General features: G+C 56.0%; 15 protein-coding genes and 1 other RNA gene. 4 read left to right on the top strand and 12 right to left on the bottom strand.

What is annotated here, in order from left to right; genetic code table 11:
• Nucleotides 1-45 precede the first annotated feature (45 nt).
• From dolP to AC0TOY_RS06320, 4 genes are read right to left on the bottom strand one after another with little or no spacing between them, the layout of a single operon-like run.
• A complete protein-coding gene (dolP, locus tag AC0TOY_RS06305) occupies nucleotides 46-621 on the bottom strand; it encodes a division/outer membrane stress-associated lipid-binding lipoprotein (RefSeq protein WP_024906379.1) in 576 nt (191 codons plus the stop codon).
• 9 nt (nucleotides 622-630) lie between these two features.
• Entirely contained in the window at nucleotides 631-1,221 is a 591-nt protein-coding gene (gene diaA / locus AC0TOY_RS06310) for a DnaA initiator-associating protein DiaA (protein ID WP_003861754.1), read from the bottom strand.
• A 21-nt stretch (nucleotides 1,222-1,242) separates the two neighbouring features.
• Nucleotides 1,243-1,638, bottom strand: coding sequence for a YraN family protein (locus AC0TOY_RS06315; RefSeq protein WP_021242244.1), 396 nt, complete (start codon nucleotides 1,636-1,638; stop codon nucleotides 1,243-1,245).
• Nucleotides 1,596-3,764, bottom strand: coding sequence for a penicillin-binding protein activator (locus tag AC0TOY_RS06320; RefSeq protein ID WP_473721613.1), 2,169 nt, complete (start codon nucleotides 3,762-3,764; stop codon nucleotides 1,596-1,598). Before AC0TOY_RS06320 ends, AC0TOY_RS06315 begins: the two co-directional genes overlap by 43 nt.
• Nucleotides 3,765-3,826: 62 nt before the next feature.
• Between AC0TOY_RS06320 and rsmI the strand changes: the two genes are divergently transcribed.
• Entirely contained in the window at nucleotides 3,827-4,690 is an 864-nt protein-coding gene (gene rsmI / locus AC0TOY_RS06325) for a 16S rRNA (cytidine(1402)-2'-O)-methyltransferase (RefSeq protein WP_045331026.1), read from the top strand.
• Between the two features lie 136 nt (nucleotides 4,691-4,826).
• Here the strand turns inward: rsmI and AC0TOY_RS06330 are convergent, their stop codons facing one another.
• The 8 genes from AC0TOY_RS06330 to garD all read right to left on the bottom strand — a co-directional run bounded on the left by AC0TOY_RS06330 (nucleotide 4,827) and on the right by garD (nucleotide 12,876).
• Complete coding sequence (locus AC0TOY_RS06330; protein WP_115876337.1) at nucleotides 4,827-5,600, bottom strand: DeoR/GlpR family DNA-binding transcription regulator; 774 nt, start codon at nucleotides 5,598-5,600, stop codon at nucleotides 4,827-4,829.
• Between the two features lie 110 nt (nucleotides 5,601-5,710).
• Nucleotides 5,711-6,754: a galactitol-1-phosphate 5-dehydrogenase gene (gene gatD / locus AC0TOY_RS06335; protein ID WP_473721614.1), complete on the bottom strand. Its 1,044-nt coding sequence runs from the start codon at nucleotides 6,752-6,754 to the stop codon at nucleotides 5,711-5,713.
• A 40-nt stretch (nucleotides 6,755-6,794) separates the two neighbouring features.
• Nucleotides 6,795-8,168 (bottom strand): galactitol-specific PTS transporter subunit IIC, encoded by a 1,374-nt coding sequence (locus AC0TOY_RS06340; RefSeq protein WP_473702190.1) that lies wholly within the window; start codon nucleotides 8,166-8,168, stop codon nucleotides 6,795-6,797.
• A 4-nt stretch (nucleotides 8,169-8,172) separates the two neighbouring features.
• The gene (gatB, locus tag AC0TOY_RS06345; RefSeq protein ID WP_021242240.1) at nucleotides 8,173-8,457 is read right to left on the bottom strand and encodes a PTS galactitol transporter subunit IIB; all 285 of its coding nucleotides are present in this window, start codon (nucleotides 8,455-8,457) and stop codon (nucleotides 8,173-8,175) included.
• 28 nt (nucleotides 8,458-8,485) lie between these two features.
• The gene (gene gatA, locus AC0TOY_RS06350) at nucleotides 8,486-8,953 is read right to left on the bottom strand and encodes a PTS galactitol transporter subunit IIA (RefSeq protein ID WP_473702191.1); all 468 of its coding nucleotides are present in this window, start codon (nucleotides 8,951-8,953) and stop codon (nucleotides 8,486-8,488) included.
• Between the two features lie 13 nt (nucleotides 8,954-8,966).
• Nucleotides 8,967-10,238 carry a tagatose-bisphosphate aldolase subunit GatZ gene (gene gatZ, locus AC0TOY_RS06355; RefSeq protein WP_473721615.1) on the bottom strand — a complete coding sequence of 424 codons (1,272 nt, stop codon included), beginning with the start codon at nucleotides 10,236-10,238 and terminating at the stop codon, nucleotides 8,967-8,969.
• 34 nt (nucleotides 10,239-10,272) lie between these two features.
• The gene (locus AC0TOY_RS06360; protein ID WP_473702193.1) at nucleotides 10,273-11,127 is read right to left on the bottom strand and encodes a tagatose bisphosphate family class II aldolase; all 855 of its coding nucleotides are present in this window, start codon (nucleotides 11,125-11,127) and stop codon (nucleotides 10,273-10,275) included.
• Nucleotides 11,128-11,304: 177 nt separating this feature from the next.
• Complete coding sequence (gene garD, locus AC0TOY_RS06365; RefSeq protein ID WP_024906390.1) at nucleotides 11,305-12,876, bottom strand: galactarate dehydratase; 1,572 nt, start codon at nucleotides 12,874-12,876, stop codon at nucleotides 11,305-11,307.
• Nucleotides 12,877-13,253: 377 nt separating this feature from the next.
• On the opposite strand from garD, the gene garL reads away from it, so the two are divergent.
• The 3 genes from garL to rnpB all read left to right on the top strand — a co-directional run bounded on the left by garL (nucleotide 13,254) and on the right by rnpB (nucleotide 15,373).
• A complete protein-coding gene (garL, locus tag AC0TOY_RS06370; protein ID WP_032650347.1) occupies nucleotides 13,254-14,024 on the top strand; it encodes a 2-dehydro-3-deoxyglucarate aldolase in 771 nt (256 codons plus the stop codon).
• Between the two features lie 21 nt (nucleotides 14,025-14,045).
• Nucleotides 14,046-14,936 carry a 2-hydroxy-3-oxopropionate reductase gene (gene garR / locus AC0TOY_RS06375; protein ID WP_032650346.1) on the top strand — a complete coding sequence of 297 codons (891 nt, stop codon included), beginning with the start codon at nucleotides 14,046-14,048 and terminating at the stop codon, nucleotides 14,934-14,936.
• 59 nt (nucleotides 14,937-14,995) lie between these two features.
• An RNA gene (gene rnpB, locus AC0TOY_RS06380) (RNase P RNA component class A) lies at nucleotides 14,996-15,373 on the top strand.
• The last annotated feature ends 31 nt before the right edge of the window (nucleotides 15,374-15,404 follow it).

Consider the following 15,404-nt stretch of genomic DNA (forward strand, 5'->3'; position numbering starts at 1 on the left):
TTACCGGGCCTGCAAAAAAATCCCCTCAAGTGAGGGGATTTTTTTTTATTTAATGTAAGTAAACGCGGTGGTGACGTGCTTCACGCCGCTCACCCGGCTGGCGATATCGGCCGCCGCTTTCCCTTCACGGTCGGTCACCAGACCCAGCAGGAACACTTCGCCGTTTTCCGTCGTCACTTTCACGTTGGAGGATTTCACCTGGTCCGAGCCGAGAAGCTGGGAACGCACTTTGGTGGTGATCCAGGTATCGGAAGAGGCATCACCCAGGCCAATTGGCTTGCCCTGACGCACTTCGTTAAACACCTCTGTGGTTCCTTCAACACCCATTGCGATTTGTTTCGCACGAGAGGCGAGTTCCATATTCGGCGCCTGGCCTGCCAGCAGCACTTTGCCCTGGTAAGCCGTCACGTTAATACGCGCCTCTTTCTTGATCTGTTCGTCTTTCGACAGCGCACTGTTGACGCGCAGCTCCAGCGTACCGTCATCCACCTGTGTCCCCACAGAGCGCGGATCGGTTGCTGCTTTGGTGCCTACTGCGGCGGTACCCACAACGGCCGCAGCGATACATCCCTGAAGCAGTAATGCAGACATAAGGACTGCGAGGGTCGATAAAGCCTTCATAAGAACTCCTTAATCATCCTGGTGAGGGAAAAGCGTGTTATCGATCAAGTCACATAAGCAGTTCACCGTGAGCATATGCATTTCCTGAATACGCGCGCTCCGGTGAGACGGAATGCGGATTTCCACATCCTGCGGCCCAAGCAGACCCGCCAGCTCACCCCCGTCATAGCCGGTTAAGGCCACGATGGTCATGTCGCGGGTGACGGCGGCTTCAACGGCTTTGACAATATCCCGGCTATTGCCGCGCGTAGAGATGGCCAGCAGCACATCTCCGGCATGACCCAGGGCTCGCACCTGCTTTGCGTAAATTTCGTCATGCAGACGATCGTTAGCAATCGCCGTTAAGACCACATTATCGGTATTAAGTGCAATGGCGGGTAAACTCGGGCGTTCTGTTTCAAAGCGATTGATCATGCTGGCAGCAAAATGCTGTGCGTTGGCGGCTGACGTGCCGTTGCCACAACAGAGGATTTTGTTGCCATTAAGCAGGGATTGCACCAGCGTCATTGCGGCACGCGAGATAGCATCCGGAAGGGCTTCCGCCGCGGCAATCTGAGTCTGGATGCTTTCTGTGAAGCACACTTTAATTCTTTCGAGCACGTTATCCCTTTTAAATCCTAATTATGCGTCTTCGCCAAAAGCGTTTTTAAGCCATTCGATCTCATTTCCGGTGAAGGCTATCACATCGAACCGGCAATCCACAGTATCAAAGCTCCCATTATGGCGGGCAAGCCACAAGTGGGCAGTCTGTAATAATTTATGTTGTTTGGCGAGCGTCACGCTGGCGGCAGCACCGCCAAAACGGGAGGACTGTCGAAAGCGGACTTCTACAAACACGATGACCTGACCGTCTTTCATGATCAGATCAATTTCGCCGCCGCGCCCGCGGACGTTAGCGGCAATAAAGCGCAGTCCTTTGCCTTCAAGCCAGCGACGCGCCTTTAACTCCCACGCATCGCCGGTCTGTTTGCGGCTTAACTGGCCGGGACGATCTGCCCCTGCTGGTATTTGAGCCATGATAACTTCCTGTTGATCACGCAGTCCTGAGTCGCGGTCAGATCGCCGGTGTTGCCGTTAAGCTCAAAGCCCGGCACCTGACGCATCTGGGTAAAGTGGTTCGCCAGCGCCCATGCATCGACACCCATCGCATACAGACGGGCCAGCGAATAATCGTTACGTACGGTACTCAGCGCCTGCTGCATCAGCGCCGGGTTGCTGCCGGCCAGCATCGGGATTTCGCTGTACTGCAGACCGTCCATTTCCAGACGGAAATCCGGCCCTGCGGTGCCCTGCGCGCTGCGGGAGCTGGCGTAGAGCGTTGCGCCGCTCTGGCTGCCGTTACGCATCGCGATCATCGGTTTGATAAAGGCGATCTCCTGCGGCGTGGCAACGATATAGGCCGCATCCACTTTACCGCCACCGCTGATCTGCGCGTCGGTAGGTGGGGCAGGGATCGTCAGGCCGCCAATCGTCACGCCCTGCTGCTGTGGCAGGCTCGCGGTGACAGGACTGCCGTTAAGCGCGATGCCCGCCCCGCCGTTTACGCCCGCGCGCAGTTCAGAGACGGAACCGAATTTCTGCTGCAGCACCACGCCGCCGCCCAGCTTCTGCCACTCATCGGCAAAGGCATTGGCCACGCGATCGCCCAGCGCGCTGCGTGGGATGAGCAGCAGCGGAGCCTGCTTACCCTGCTCGTGAATATGACGCGCCGCATCGCGGGCTTCATCTTCAGGAGAGAGCGCGAAGTAGCAAATATTGGCCCGGTTCTGAACCTGCTCCGGCTGGTTGAGCGCCAGCACGTTCAGCGTGGTATTACTCTTCATCAGCTCTTCCACGTTGTTTTTCAGCAGCGGACCGACAACGATGCTCGCCCCGTCCTGTTGAACCTGCGCCAGCACCTGATCAAGCGGCTGCGAACTGGTGTCGTAGATTTTCAACTCAGCGCCCGGATTGGCGCTGGTGGTTGCCACGGCCTGCGGCTGCGCGGCAGGTTGGGCCGCGGGTTGCGCAGGCTGCTGTTGAGGTTGCTCTGCTGTTGTGACAGGTGCAGGTGCCGCTTGCGTCTCGGCCGGAGCCGGAGCCTGGGTCACAGGTGCTGTAGTAGACGGAGCTGCTGTCGCTGGCGGTGTCGTCGGAGCCGTCACCGGGTTTTGCATCGTGCCCTGCGCTGGCGCTTGCGCCGTGGTCAGGTCGCTGGTCTCTGCGGCGGATGGGCTGACAACATCATTCACGTTAGCCGCCTGGGCCGCCTGTGCGGGAACGGCGCTGCCGGTGATCGCCGTCGTGCCGTTTTTCGCCGCTTCAAAGCCCTGCTGAATGGTGCGTCCAAACACCGCCGCCTGGCCGTTGAGTGGCAGAAGGAGGGCGATTTTGCTGGTCGAGGCAGGCTTAAAGTTCTGCACGTTCACCAGCTGGGTTGGCAGCATTTTCGCGCCCGGGTTTTGCGGGTAGCGCGTCTGCCAGTCCGTAATGCCGGCTTTCAACATCTTAGGATCGCTGCGGTTGTTAAACCACATCTGCTGCAGATCCAGCCAGCCCTGCAGGACGTTTTCATCCGCGTTGATGACCAGCGCCTGCGCCTGTTCCTGCGTCATCGACGCCAGCGCTTGCCAGGTGGCATCGATATTTTTCTGCTTATCGGCACCGCCAAGCAGTGGCTCTTGCGCGACGAGCGCGCGGAGCAAGGTCAGCGAAGGGCGTCCCTGCTCAGCGGTAATGCCCGCCTGCCAGAAGCGTGCCTGCTGATTTTTATCCAGCGCGCTCACGTCAATATCCCCGAGGATCTTCTTCGCGGCGGCGTAATCTTTCAGCGCGACTTTCAGCTCGGCAGAGAGCAGGCTCTGCTCGCGACGCTGGGCGTCGTTAAGATCTTTTGGCAACTGGTTAAACAGCTCGGCTGCCCGCTGGGTTTTACCCTCTTTCAGCAGTGCACGAATGGCGAGTAATTGCCAGTTGGTCTTGGTATCATTTGAACTCTGCGACATTTGTTGCAGATAAAAGCCAGAATCAGCCTGAGCAGAACCCTGGAGATGGGCGGTGCTCTGGTCAGGTGCCTGGGTGCCACAGCCTGCAAAGATCAGGGCTGCCAGCAGAAGCGGCACGCTGCGCGTGGCTTTTTTTCGAAGAAACGTTAACGGTACCATACTGTATCCAGTGATTTTTTTTACGCAATGCTCAATATTAAATCGGCAATACGGACGAAACAATGAAACAACACGAAACGGCAGATAATTCTCAAGGCCAGCTTTATATTGTACCTACTCCTATCGGGAATTTGTCTGATATTACCCAACGTGCGCTCACCGTACTGCAAGCTGTTGATTTAATTGCTGCTGAAGATACCCGCCACACCGGTTTACTGCTGCAACATTTCGCGATTAACGCCCGTTTGTTCGCTCTGCACGATCACAATGAGCAACAAAAAGCCGAAACGCTGGTGGCGAAGCTGAAAGAGGGGCAGAACATCGCCCTGGTCTCCGACGCCGGTACGCCGCTGATCAACGATCCTGGCTATCACCTGGTGCGTACCTGTCGCGAAGCCGGTATTCGCGTTGTGCCCCTGCCGGGTCCATGCGCTGCCATTGCTGCGCTGAGCGCCGCAGGTCTGCCGTCTGACCGTTTCTGCTATGAAGGCTTCCTGCCTGCCAAATCCAAAGGCCGCCGCGACGTCTTAAAAGACCTGGAAGCGGAACCGCGCACCCTGATTTTCTACGAATCCACACACCGCCTGCTGGAGAGCCTGGAAGATATGGTGACCGTCTGGGGAGAAGCCCGCTACGTAGTGCTGGCGCGCGAGCTGACCAAAACCTGGGAGACTATCCACGGCGCGCCGGTGGGGGAACTGCTGGCGTGGGTGAAGGAAGACGAAAACCGCCGCAAGGGCGAAATGGTGCTGATTGTCGAAGGGCACAAGGCGGAAGAAGACGCGCTTCCTGCCGACGCGCTGCGTACGCTGGCGCTGCTGCAGGCGGAACTGCCGCTGAAGAAAGCGGCGGCATTAGCGGCGGAGATCCACGGCGTGAAGAAAAATGCGCTGTATAAGTATGCGCTGGAGCAGCAGGGGGAATAAGTCATCTCCTGCCCGTTTTTGCCGGGTGGCGGCTACGCCTTACCCGGCCTACAACTTTATAAAATGTCGGTATAAATGTCGGTATAAATGTCGGAAGAGCAAATTGCTCATGTCATACGCTGACCTGCGTCGTTCGCTAAACTGTAATGACCTCGGTGCCCGTTTTACCCAACTGTTCTTTTTCGTGCTTTCCGATCCCATCATCCGTAATCACACAGTCTATTTTTTCCATCGGCAGTACCTGGTTGAACCCGCGGCGATTGAATTTGCTTGCGTCCAGCACGGCGATCACCTTATGTGCGGCAGCCGCCATCACGCTGCTGATCGAATAGCCTTCATTGAACGTTGTAATGCCGTTGGTGGCATCGATGCCGTCAGCCCCGACAAACATCAAATCCGCGCTTATCCCGGTTAGAGAGCGCTCGGCGATGGTGCCATGCATAGAGTGCGTTTTATGGCGCACGGTACCGCCACAGACCACGAGCGTAATGTCTTTGTTTTCCGAGAGGGCAAATGCGGCAGGCAGGCTGTTGGTAATGACGGTGATATTGGCCCGTTTGGTCAGCGCTTCGGCGATGAGCATGGTGGTGCTTCCGCTGTCCAGAATGATCGTCATTCCCTCTTCAATCATGGCCGCGGCAGCCTGTGCGATGCGCTTCTTCGGGTCGCTCGCCAGCTGATAACGGTCTTCCAGCACTACTTCCTGATTTTCGCTTTCCGCCAGGCTGCTGCCGGGTCTTGCTGCGCCACCGTGAAAACGCGTGACCAATCCTTTTTCTTCCAGCAGGCGCAGATCTGTTCGAATCGTCACTTCTGAAATGCCAAACATATTCGACAGATCCAGCACCATGACACTGCCCTGAGCGTTGACAAGGTCAACGATTTTATTGCGTCGCTCAAATGAGTTCATATTGAAATGCCTGATAATTAACTGCCTCTATTCTAATCGAAGGTATGCGAAAGGGGTACGGTAATATTCGAAAGGAAATGTGAGCCAGCTCAGGTTGCTGGCTCGAAGCACTACGCGAAGCGCAGCATGATTTTGCCCTGCATTGGCGCACCGTTTAGTCCCTGCACGGCCTGAGCAAAGCTATCGCTATCGCCGGTATGAGCAATAAGGGGCTTTAGCTGCAGTTTTTTCTCTGTGAGCAGGCGTGCCGCGGTTTCCCATTCTTCACCTGGCCACGGGGCCGAATAATTCATCCAGCTTCCCAGAAGCGTCAACTCCTTACGCAGTATCTTGCCAAATGTCGCCGCAGGTAAGTTTAGGTCGTGATGCAGCGTACCCACCAGAGCGACCTGGGCGCGCGGCCCGGCGATATCAATGGCGAGCGCGACGGTTTGCGGTGTGCCAGCAGTCTCCAGAACCAACTGATCAAACGGGTTGTCGCTCAAGACGTTGAGGATATCGTTTGCACCCAGATCGCGGCTATTAAACACCTGAGTTGCCCCCAGCGCTGTTGCCAGCGCGAGCTTATCGTCGTTGATATCAATCGCGCTTACGCTGTTGGCCCCCAATGCCAGCGCACACTGCATCGCCAGCAGGCCAATCGTTCCTGCGCCTACAATGATGACGTTCTTGCCCTCGCAACCGGAAGCGAGATGAAACGCGTGTAGCCCTACGGTTATGGGTTCAATAAATGCGCCATCCTCAATTGCCATCTCTGCTGGAAGGCGGAACAGGTTTGCACGCTTCACCACAATATATTCCGCGTTGCCGCCTTCGCTACGAGATCCGACAAACTGATACTGCTTGCAGAGCGAGAAGTAGCCTTTTTCACACGCCGGACAGGAAAAGCAGGGCAGTAATGGCACGCAGGCAACCGGATCGCCTGCCTTGAGATCGTGCACTTCGGTACCACAGGCTTCGACATAACCGCTAAATTCATGTCCCAGGGTGATGGGATAATAATGTGCCCCTCCGGCAAAAATTCGCGGGATATCGGAGCCACATAGTCCTGAGCAGGCAATGCGCACCCGCACATCATCCGCAGCCTGAATGTGAGGGATTGGACGTTCTTCAACGCGCACGTTGCCCTCAGCGTGAATTACCACTGATTTCATATTCACTCCAGAAAAAGAGGGGAGCATGGCTCCCCGGATATCAAGACACCGTCTGGCTTTGAGGGGTAGCGGCGTTCTTTTCTGCCGCGTTAAATACGCGGGCACGTCGCCAGGTGAGCAGGATGCCGGTAACGTAAATTGCACCAATCACGATGAACCCCACCACGTTTTGCCAGGTGAACAGCTGGATGAGCAGCCATGTGACGGGTGAACCGCCCTGGTCCATGGAGGCCACCAGCCCGCCAGCTTTCAACGCGCCAGCATTTTGCGCAAGCTGGGTGTGCAGGCCGATGGTCTGGGTCGCAATCCACAGCGTAATGCCCATGATGATGACGCCAGAGATAAGCGTGCGGAACAGGTTGCCCTGATGCACCGCGACCGCCATTGCCACAAAGAAGCCAATGGTGGCAAGGTCACCGAACGGCAGCACCTGGTTGCCCGGCACCAGAACAGCAATCAGGATGGTAAGCGGGATGAAAATCAGGCTGGCGGAGACGACGGACGTATGGCCCAGCAGGAGTGCTGGATCGAGACCGATTAAGAACTCCTGTCCGCCAAACTTTGCCTGCAGACGTTTACGTGCATGTTTAGCAATCGGCGTCAGGCCATCCATGATTGGTTTGATGACGCGCGGCATCAGCAGCATCACTGCGGCGGTTTTCACGGCCAGTTGGAGAACAGATTTAGCGTCATAGCCAGCCAGCATGCCAATAGCCAGACCCATCACAAACCCAACCGTGACCGGTTCGCCAAACGGGCCAAAGCGTTTTTGCACATCGTCAGCGCTAAAATGAATACGCTTCAGGCCTGGGATTTTATCGATAATCGTATCGACCAGAACGGCGATCGGGCCGAGATAAGCTGACGAGCCGTGAGGGATGGCAATCCCGTCCAGACCGAAAAAGTCCCGGGTGTCTTTGGCAAACCAGTCTCCAAGCTTGTAAACAAAGGCTGCGTGCACCACAACGCCCAGGATCCCCAGCCAGTAAGAGCCGGTTGCCAGGTGCAGCATCGCACCGGTGAAGGTCATGTGCCAGATGTTCCAGATATCGACGTTAACTACCCGGGTCATCCGCGTCACCAGCATGACAACGTTAACGCCAATGGCAACAGGGATAGCAATAAGTGCAATCTGTGATGCCCAGGTCATTGGGGATGAACCCGGCCAGCCAACGTCCACCACGTGCAGGTTAATCTGGAACTGTTCAGCCATCGCTTTGGCCGCCGGGCCGATGGAGTCAAGCATAAGGCCGATAACCAGTCCGATCCCGACGAAGCCTATGCCTATGTGCAGGCCGGATTTAAAGCAATCGCCGAGCTTCATCCCCAACAGCTTCGAGAAGATGATGATGACGATTGGCAGCATTACGGTTGGCCCCAAATCGAGGATGTAACGCATGATTTCGGTAAACATGATCTTACCCCTCGAGGATGGTCAAGATTTTTTGCTGCAGGGCTTCGATGCCGACACCGGATACAAACGGCATACCGTGCACCACCGGAATGTCGCCAAAGGCTCTGTCGACTTTCGCTGTGGTGCAGATCAGGTCAGCGCCGTCCATATAGGTTTCAATTTCGGTCACCCGGCACTGGACCAGATCCAGCTCAATGTGGTGTGCTTCACACAGTTCTTTTATCTCTTCTGCTGCCATGGTTGAGGTGGCGACAGCGCCGCCGCAGGCAACAATAACTTTGCGTTTCATAGGGCACTCCTTTTTTATTATCAGTTTGTTATGAAGCCTGGGCACAGGCGACAGGTTCAAGTATCATCTCCCGGAAACGATCGGCCAGGCGCTCTGCGGGCGCAGCCAGCAGCATGTCAAGCGTGTCCGGGTTTTGTAGCTCACTGAAAAGGCGGCGAAGCAATTTCATTTGTGCCGCAGGGTTTTCCACGATTAACGCGATGATGAGTGAGACGGCGACCTCGCCATCATCATCGGCCTGCTGGAAATGCACCGGTTTGTCCGGGCGAATCAGGTAAATCGCGGGGCGTTTCGCATGTACGGCTTCGCAGTGCGGAATAGCGACCGCATGGCGTTCAAGAGCAATGCCGGTGGGGTAATCCACCTCCCTTTCAAGAAGGGCGGCAGGGTAGGTGGCGTGTACAACACCTTTAGCCAGCATCTCCTCGCCAATATGCGCCAGCGCCTGCTGGCAGGTTTCAAACTCAATTCCGGTACGGACAAAAACGTGACTCATACACTCTCCGGCATTAGACGGGTTCAGGGGTGCAGCCAAATCGATAAGCACGTAATACATCCTGTATTTTGTCGATGATGAGATTTTGCGGTGTTGCGGCGATCTCATTCATCGACAATCGCTCGAACTGGACGGGCATAAACTGGCTGACCAGCCCCAGAGGCAAGGAGATAGCGCTCAGATTAGCGATTAATTTCTCAACGCACTGACGAATGCGCGGATGCGGCCAGTAGTAGCGAATGCGATCGGACAGGCTAAAGTGAATATCCACCATTGCCTGACTCCAGGTGGGACGGTAGTACTTCTTCCAGTAATCCGGCTCGTTCAGCATGACTTCGTCGATCACGTCAAGCACATGGCTGCGTTGTTCAGGGGCGATGAGGGCCTTCTCCATTTGTGCGAGTGCAAAGATGGCTTCTCGCAGGGCAAAGGTAAGCGCCGGGCCGACTTTCAAGATCGCGAAGTGATCGCGAACCAAAGCACGATAGGCTTGGCGAGTCTGGTAGTCGGTTGAGTGCGCCTCATAGACCATGGGTGTCTGGCGGATCCAGCCGGAAAGGGCCTCTGCCGCGTGCGGCTGGTAGTGAATAATTTGCGTATGGTCGAACTCCACGCCGGGTTGCACGACTATCGCAATCACACGCGTCATAGCCTCGTCCAGACCGAGCGCAGCAAAGGCCTCACGATGCGTTTCCAGCGTCTGCGCGGCATCTTCCACACGGGTGACATGAACGTTGTTAATGCTGCTGGCTTCTCCGCCGGGAACGGGAACCTCAGTACCAATCACATAGGTCAGTGCCGCTTTTTGTTCTTCAGTGGCCGTCTCTTCTGCCGCTTTGCACAGTCGGGCCACACGTTGTGCCACCATCCATGGCGAGAGTGGGGTAGGATCGTCGGCACAAGACATTGAGGCGTCCAGGTGTATCTTGCTAAATCCAGCCGCGACATAGGCTTTGATCAATGCAATGGATTTCTCCATCGCCGCGTCTGCGGGTTCGTTTTGCCAGCAGTTTGGCCCCAGATGATCGCCACCCAGGATCAAACGTTCATGCGGAAAGCCCACCTCTTTAGCGATCTTCAGAACAAAATCACGGAAATCAGCGGGTTTCATACCGGTGTAACCGCCGAACTGGTTCACCTGATTTGAGGTGGCTTCAATCAGAACCTTGTTGTCGGTATGCAGATCGAACCGCAAAGCGGCTTCGATAACCAGCGGGTGCGCTGAGCAAACTGAGCAAATACCGAGAGCTTCTCCCGCTTTATGGCGGGTAATAATATCTTTCACGTTTCCTCCAGGTCAGGACTTCAGGCTTTCGTATTTAGAGCTTTCCTTCACAACCACAATCGTTAATAACTTTACACACCACCTCTTTCATGGCGCGTTTGGCGGGCACCATGTAATGACGCGGGTCACTGGTTTCGGGATGTGAAGCGAGATAGGTTTTCAGGGCATTCGAGAAGGCGATTTTGAGTTCTGTGGCAACGTTGACCTTGCAGATACCGAGGCGAATTGCCTGATGGATATCGGCCGTAGATAAACCGGAAGCGCCGTGCAGCACCAGCGGGATATCGACCTGATTGCGAATCTCTGCCAGACGTTCAAAATCAAGTTTCGGCGTGGCAGTGTAGAGGCCGTGCGCGGTACCGATGGCGACGGCCAATGAGTCGATACCCGTTAATTCAACAAACTCACGTGCCTGTAGTGGGTTGGTGTAAAGCGCATCTTTGCTGTCGACCACAAGGTCATCTTCCTGCCCGGCAAGACGGCCAAGTTCAGCCTCCACGCTCACATCGTAACGGTGGCAGTAGTCTGTCACTTTCTTCACCAGCGCGACATTTTCAGCGAATGGATGATGAGATCCGTCGATCATCGCCGAGCGGATCCCGCTTTGGACTTTCTGCGCGATATCGTCGAAATCTTCGTGATGATCGAGGTGGATCGCCAGTGGCTGGTTGTACGTTTTGGCCAGATCGCTGGCGATGGCGACCACGTTACCGGTTCCTGCATAGCTGAATGTGCCGGGCGTACCCGCCACGATCAGCGGAGATCGCATCTCATAGGCCGTTTCAACGACCACCTGCAGCGTTTCGAGATTATGAATATTGAATGCCGGTACGGCGTAACCTTCGCGCTGTGCTTTTAGCAGCATCGCCTTCGACGAGATGATGAACATCTTTCCTCCGAAACCTTTCGTTTTATTTATGCGAAAGACAATATAGGGTTTCGGAATGTTATTTTGTGATTGATATCTTAAAAATGAAAGAATCGAAATGAAAGGTAAGGATGCGAAAGAAATGAAAGCAAAAAAAAAGCATGGCCGAAGCCATGCTAAGCGAGGTTCACAGCAAACTCACGTCACCGGTGCCGGGTTAAACACCGCCAGCTGATTATGCAATCCCCACTGATCCGAAAAGGTTTTCTTCCGTCCGCTGGCGACATCCAGAATGAAGTGGAACAGTTTCCAGCCCACGTCCTCAATACTCTCTTCTCCGGTGGCGATAGTGCCCGCATTGATATCCATTAAGTCATACCAGCGGTTTGCCAGCTCGGTGCGGGTCGCCATCTTAATCACCGGCACCGCCATCAGGCCGTACGGCGTGCCCCGCCCGGTGGTAAAGACCTGTACCGTAATGCCGGATGCCACCTGCTGCGTGCCGCAGACAAAATCGCTGGCCGGCGTTGCCGCGTAAATCAGGCCGCGTTTCGTCGGGCGCTGGCCCGGGGAGAGCACTTCTGCAATGGCGCTCTGACCGGATTTGGCAATGGAGCCAAGGGCTTTTTCCACCACGTTCGCCAGGCCGCCTTTTTTGTTCCCCGGAGACGGGTTGGCGCTGCGGTCGGTTTTGCCCATATCGAGATAGCTATCGTACCAGGCCATCTCCTCAAGCAGGCGCTTGCCGACCTCTTCATTAACGGCGCGTGGCGTAAGCAGATGGATGGCGTCACGCACTTCGGTCACCTCGGAGAACATCACCGTAGCGCCGCAGCGAACAAGCAGATCGGACGCATAGCCTACCGCCGGGTTGGCCGTCACGCCGGAGAAGGCATCGCTGCCGCCGCACTGGGTGCCCACGACCAGTTCCGAGGCCGGACACGTTTCGCGCTGGCGGCGGTTGAGTTTGTCCAGATGTCGCTCTGCCACCTGCAGAATGTCATCGACCATTGAGCGGAAACCAACGTGGCGTTCGTCCTGCAGGCGCACGATGCTGGCCTCGTCTGCCGGGATGGCTTTGACATCCTCAGTACCCTGCAGCAGGCGTTCTGGCTGCAATTTTTCACAGCCGAGGCCGATGACCATCACCTCGCCGCCAAAGTTCGGGTTGAGGGCGATATTGTGGATGGTCCGGATAGGCACCACGGCAGCGGGCGCGTTAATCGCCACGCCGCAGCCGTAGAGGTGGTTCAGGCCCACCACGCCGTCGACGTTCGGGTATTTTGGCAGCAGATCGCGTTCGATGATTTTCACCACGTAATCCACTACGCCCGCCACGCAGTGCACGCTGGTGGTAATACCGAGCAGATTTTTGGTGCCGACGCTGCCGTCCGCATTGCGGTAGCCTTCGAAGGTATAGCCCTCCAGCGGAGGAAGCGGTTCCGGCACGCGGGTTGCCAGCGGAAGCGTGTTCAGCGGCGGCGCTTCTGGAAGTGCCACCAGCGACTCCTCAACCCAGCTACCCTGTGGTATAGCGCGAACGGCATAGCCGATGACTTCACCGTAACGTACGATTTCGCTATTAGCAGGGATATCCACCAGGGCGACTTTATGTCCCTGTGGAATATGCTCAATCAGTTCCAGCCCGTCCGGGAATCGAGTGCCCGCTTTTAAGCCATTGTCGTTGACAATAATCGCCACATTATCGATGTCGTGTACTTTGATATAAAACGCCGTCGGCGATGCCTGTCGAATTTCAATGTCGGCCATTGTTCACTATTCTCCAGCAAAGTATCTGATAATAAATTCAGCCAATTTTCTAATGGTAGAAATTAATACGCGGCTTTCAGAAATAAAGCATGTCAGCATAGGGGATATTAAAATGTGATCGCGATCGCTCCCGAACCCGTAATCCTTGATTCTGTGCATTAGCGCCCAGTACTTTGTGCATATGCAAAAATTTTTATCAAAATATGCCGTAATACCTGAGCATTAAAACAATGTGCGGTCGCGGATGGCGTCTTATACTGAATGACGATTTTATCACGCCAGAATACGTCAGAATAATAAATATCATGCTGGCACGGTGTCTGAATGAATAAATAAAATGACGCTGGAAAAGGCTGCGGAATAAAAAGGTAAATACGATGAGTAACGATATCTTCCCGAATAAATTTAAAGCGGCCCTCGCGGCGCACCAGATTCAGATTGGCTGTTGGTCCGCGCTGGCAAACCCAATCAGCACCGAAGTGCTGGGCTTGGCCGGTTTCGACTGGCTGGTGCTGGACGGCGAACATGCGCCGAACGATATCAGCACGTTTATTCCGCAGCTGATGGCGCTGAAAGGCAGCCACAGCGCCCCGGTGGTGCGTGTACCCACCAACGAGCCGGTGATTATCAAGCGTCTGCTGGATATCGGCTTCTACAACTTTCTGATCCCGTTTGTGGAGACGGAAGAACAAGCGGCGCTGGCCGTTGCGTCAACGCGCTACCCCCCGGAAGGGATCCGCGGCGTCTCCGTTTCGCATCGCGCCAATATGTTTGGCACCGTGCCGGACTATTTCGCGCAGTCCAACAGCAACATCACCATTCTGGTTCAGATCGAGAGCCAGCAGGGCGTTGATAACGTCGACGCGATTGCCGCCACAAACGGCGTGGACGGTATCTTCGTCGGCCCAAGCGATCTGGCTGCCGCCTTTGGCCATCTGGGCAACGCCAGCCACCCCGACGTGCAGCGCGCGATCCAGCACATCTTTGCCCGCGCCAAAGCACACGGCAAACCGTGCGGCATTCTGGCGCCGGTTGAGGCGGACGCCCGTCGCTATCTGGAGTGGGGAGCCACGTTTGTTGCCGTCGGCAGCGACCTCGGCGTATTCCGCTCGGCCACGCAGAAATTAGCGGACGCTTTTAAAAAATAACCATCATTGAGGATACAGATTATGACGCTGAAAGTGGGTTTTATTGGCCTGGGGATCATGGGTAAACCAATGAGTAAGAACCTCATCAAAGCGGGTTACTCACTGGTGGTATCCGATCATAATCCGCAGGCCGTGGCGGAGGTGATGGCGGCGGGCGCAGAAACGGCCACCACCGCCAAAGCGATTGCTGAGCAGTGCGACGTCATCATCACCATGCTGCCAAACTCACCGCATGTTAAAGAGGTCGCGCTGGGTGAAAACGGCATTATCGATGGCGCGAAGCCGGGCCTGGTGTTGATTGATATGAGCTCTATTGCGCCGCTCGCAAGTCGTGAAATCAGCGAGGCGCTAAAAGCAAAGGACGTCGATATGCTGGACGCGCCGGTCAGCGGCGGTGAGCCGAAAGCGATAGACGGTACGCTGTCGGTGATGGTCGGCGGTAATAAAGCCGTTTTCGATAGATACTACGATCTAATGAAAGCGATGGCGGGCTCCGTGGTGCATACCGGGGATATCGGGGCGGGTAACGTGACCAAGCTGGCAAACCAGGTGATTGTGGCGCTGAACATTGCCGCCATGTCCGAAGCGCTGACGCTGGCAACCAAAGCGGGCGTCAACCCGGACCTGGTCTATCAGGCCATTCGCGGTGGCCTGGCGGGCAGTACCGTGCTGGAGGCCAAAGCGCCGATGGTCATGGATCGTAATTTCAAACCCGGTTTCCGCATCGACCTGCATATCAAAGATCTGGCCAACGCGCTGGATACGTCACACGGCGTGGGCGCGCAGCTGCCGCTGACCGCGGCGGTCATGGAGATGATGCAGGCGCTGCGTGCCGATGGCCTGGGCACGGCCGATCACAGCGCGATTGCATGCTACTACGAAAAACTGGCGAAGGTGGAAGTGGCGCGTTAATCACGCCTTGCCCATACCTGAGGGTGACAGCGGCGCGCAAACCCTCTATACTGCGCGCCGAAGCTGACCAGACAGTCGCCGCTTCGTCGTCGTCCCTTTCGGGGGAGACGGGCGGAGGGGAGGAAAGTCCGGGCTCCATAGGGCAGGGTGCCAGGTAACGCCTGGGGGGGAAACCCACGACCAGTGCAACAGAGAGCAAACCGCCGATGGCCCGCGCAAGCGGGATCAGGTAAGGGTGAAAGGGTGCGGTAAGAGCGCACCGCGCGGCTGGTAACAGTCCGTGGCACGGTAAACTCCACCCGGAGCAAGGCCAAATAGGGGTTCACATGGTACGGCCCGTACTGAACCCGGGTAGGCTGCTTGAGCCAGTGAGCGATTGCTGGCCTAGATGAATGACTGTCCAACGACAGAACCCGGCTTATCGGTCAGCTTCAACTTCTTAGAAAACCCCGCTTCGGCGGGGTTTTT

The sequence above is a fragment of the Enterobacter sp. PL_is379 genome, assembly GCF_055817355.1.